This is a genomic window from Pseudomonas sp. (assembly GCF_050739995.1).
GTDB lineage: Bacteria > Pseudomonadota > Gammaproteobacteria > Pseudomonadales > Pseudomonadaceae > Aquipseudomonas.
In genome coordinates this window covers 1-2479 of the sequence record NZ_JBOICG010000348.1, presented here as the reverse complement: position 1 = coordinate 2479, position 2479 = coordinate 1, and the positions used below count along the sequence as shown (strand labels likewise).

Below are 2479 nucleotides of genomic sequence, written 5' to 3'. Positions count from 1 at the left end.
TTCTTCTCGGACAGGTCGATGCACTTGGCATAGCAACCGCCTTCGATGTTGAACACCACGCCCTCGCCCCAACCGTGCTCGTCGTCACCGATCAGGTAACGGCTTTCATCAGCGGACAGGGTGGTCTTGCCAGTGCCGGACAGGCCGAAGAACAGGGTAACGTCACCCTCTTCGCCGATGTTGGCAGCGCAGTGCATCGGCAGCACGTCAGCGGCTGGCAGCAGGAAGTTCTGCACCGAGAACATGGCTTTCTTCATTTCACCGGCGTAACGCATGCCAGCGATCAGCACTTTCTTCTGGGCGAAGTTGAGGATCACGCAACCATCGGAGTTGGTGCCGTCACGCTCTGGCACGCACTCGAAGTTGGCGACGTTAAGCACTTGCCACTCTTCACGACCGGCCGGGTTGTACTGGGCCGGGTTGATGAACAGGCAACGACCGAACAGGTTCTGCCAGGCAGTCTGGGTGGTCATTTTCACGGCCAGGTAGTGGTCTTCGGCAGCACCTACGTGGACGTGGGAAACGAAGTGCTCTTGCGCGTTGTTGAAAGCCTCGACGCGGGCCCACAGGGCATCGAACTTGTCGGCCGGGAACTTGCGGTTGATCGGGCCCCAGGCAATGGCGTCCTGGGTAGAAGGCTCTTCAACGATGAAACGGTCAACTGGCGAACGGCCGGTGCGGTGACCGGTTTCGACGACCAGTGCGCCAGTATCGGCAAGCACGCCTTCACCGCGCTGCAGGGCTTCTTTGACCAGATCGTCAACACTCAGATCGGTGTATACGGCGTTATTGGCTTGCGTCATAAGGTTCCCCGTCGGCCTATGGCCGAGTGCTCCAAACGTTTTGTAGTAGAAAGTTGCGCACTACTACCGCGAAAAAAGTGGGCCGGATTATGCCAGAAAAGCCCAAAAAGAGTAGGGCCCTCCCGTCAGAACTGCGCTAATCCGGCGTTCGTCAGGTGATTTACCTGTGCTTAAACGTTTTAGTGGCGGGTGTCGGAAGGGGTGTCGATGCCTGCACCGGCGAACAACTGGGCTACATCAGCGGCATCGAACAGGTAGCGCTGGTTGCAGAACTGGCAGTCGATCTCGATATTGCCGCCATGCTCCACCACCAGATTCTGCGCATCTTCCAGGCCCAGGCTGACCAGGGCATTGCCTGAGCGCTCGCGGGAACAACTGCAATGGAAGTGCAAGGCTTGCGTATCGAACAGACGCACAGCCTCTTCATGATAAAGACGGTGCAGGATGGTTTCGTTGTCCAGGCTCAGCAGTTCTTCGGCTTTCACCGTGTTGGCCAGGGCGATAATGTGCTGCCAGCTTTCAGCACGATCATCTTCGTCCTTGATGCGGTCGGCCGGCAGTTGTTGTACCAGCAGGCCACGGGCACGCTTGGCGTCAGCGTTGAGCCAGAACTTGGTGCCCACTTGCTGGGACATCACGAAATAGTTGGTGAAGCAATCCGACAGGGTTTCACCGTCCAAATCGACGATACCCTGGTAGCGCTGGCCTTCGGTCGGGTCGACGGTGATCGCCAGCACGCCATTGGGCATCAGGTCGGACAGGGTGGCGTCCGCGCCGATCAGGTCGGCCTCGTATCGGGCCAGGCCACGGATTTCGCGCTCGCTGGAACACTCGATCATCAGCATCGGGACCGGGCCTTCGGAGCGCGCCTGCAAAATCAGCAAACCGTCGAATTTCATGGTGCCCACCAGCAGCGCCGCCGCCGCCATCAGCTCACCGAGCAGTTGCGCGACCGGCTCCGGATAGGGGTGCTTGGCGAGGACTTCGGCATAGCTGCGCTCCAACGAAACCAGTTCGCCGCGGGCGTCCGACTCGTCGAAGATGAAGCGTTGGGTGAAGTCGGTATCCGGTAGATCAGTCATAGGTCTGGGTATCTGAGTTGAATAATATTGACGCGAAGATGACGCAGTTTATGAACAATCCGGGTTTGTTCCAAGCCAAGTGAAGCCCCAGGCGATTACCGGCGACTTCAATCGTCGTTGCCACTGCCACGGAACTTGAACAGATCACGGCGCTGCTTCTTGCTCGGCTTCCCATCGGTACTCACCCCCAGTGCCCCCGCCTTGCGCATTGCCGCCGCGTTCTCACGCTTGGCGATGCTCGCCTCTGTCTCGGCATAGAGTGTCTGCGCTTCGGGCGCGCCACGACGGACAATGGAAAGTGCCTGAACCACAACGGTCTTTTCATCAAAGCCGGTACGAATCTGGAACTCGTCGCCCACGCGCGGCTCCTTGCCCGGCTTGCAGCGTTCGCCACGGTGATGCACTTTGCCACTTTCGATGGCTGCCTTGGCTAGGGCACGTGTCTTGTAGAAGCGTGCCGCCCACAGCCACTTATCCAAACGGACTTTTTCTTCCTCTTCCTGCTTCTGAGCCACTTGAATTCCTCGCTCTGAAAAATGTCGCAACTTTACCGTTGAAACCCTTCGACGCATAAACCTCAAGGCTCACCTAAGA

3 protein-coding genes are annotated in these 2479 nt (G+C 58.3%); all 3 read right to left on the bottom strand.

Annotated features, from left to right (window positions below):
- On the bottom strand, positions 1 to 803 hold an 803-nt coding region (locus ACRESD_RS11680; RefSeq protein WP_431751039.1), incomplete at its 3' end, for a phosphoenolpyruvate carboxykinase (ATP).
- A 179-nt stretch (positions 804 to 982) separates the two neighbouring features.
- Positions 983 to 1885 (bottom strand): Hsp33 family molecular chaperone HslO, encoded by a 903-nt coding sequence (hslO, locus tag ACRESD_RS11675; protein ID WP_431751038.1) that lies wholly within the window; start codon positions 1883 to 1885, stop codon positions 983 to 985.
- A gap of 107 nt (positions 1886 to 1992) precedes the next feature.
- Positions 1993 to 2400, bottom strand: coding sequence for an RNA-binding S4 domain-containing protein (locus ACRESD_RS11670; RefSeq protein WP_431751037.1), 408 nt, complete (start codon positions 2398 to 2400; stop codon positions 1993 to 1995).
- Between the last annotated feature and the right edge of the window lie 79 nt (positions 2401 to 2479).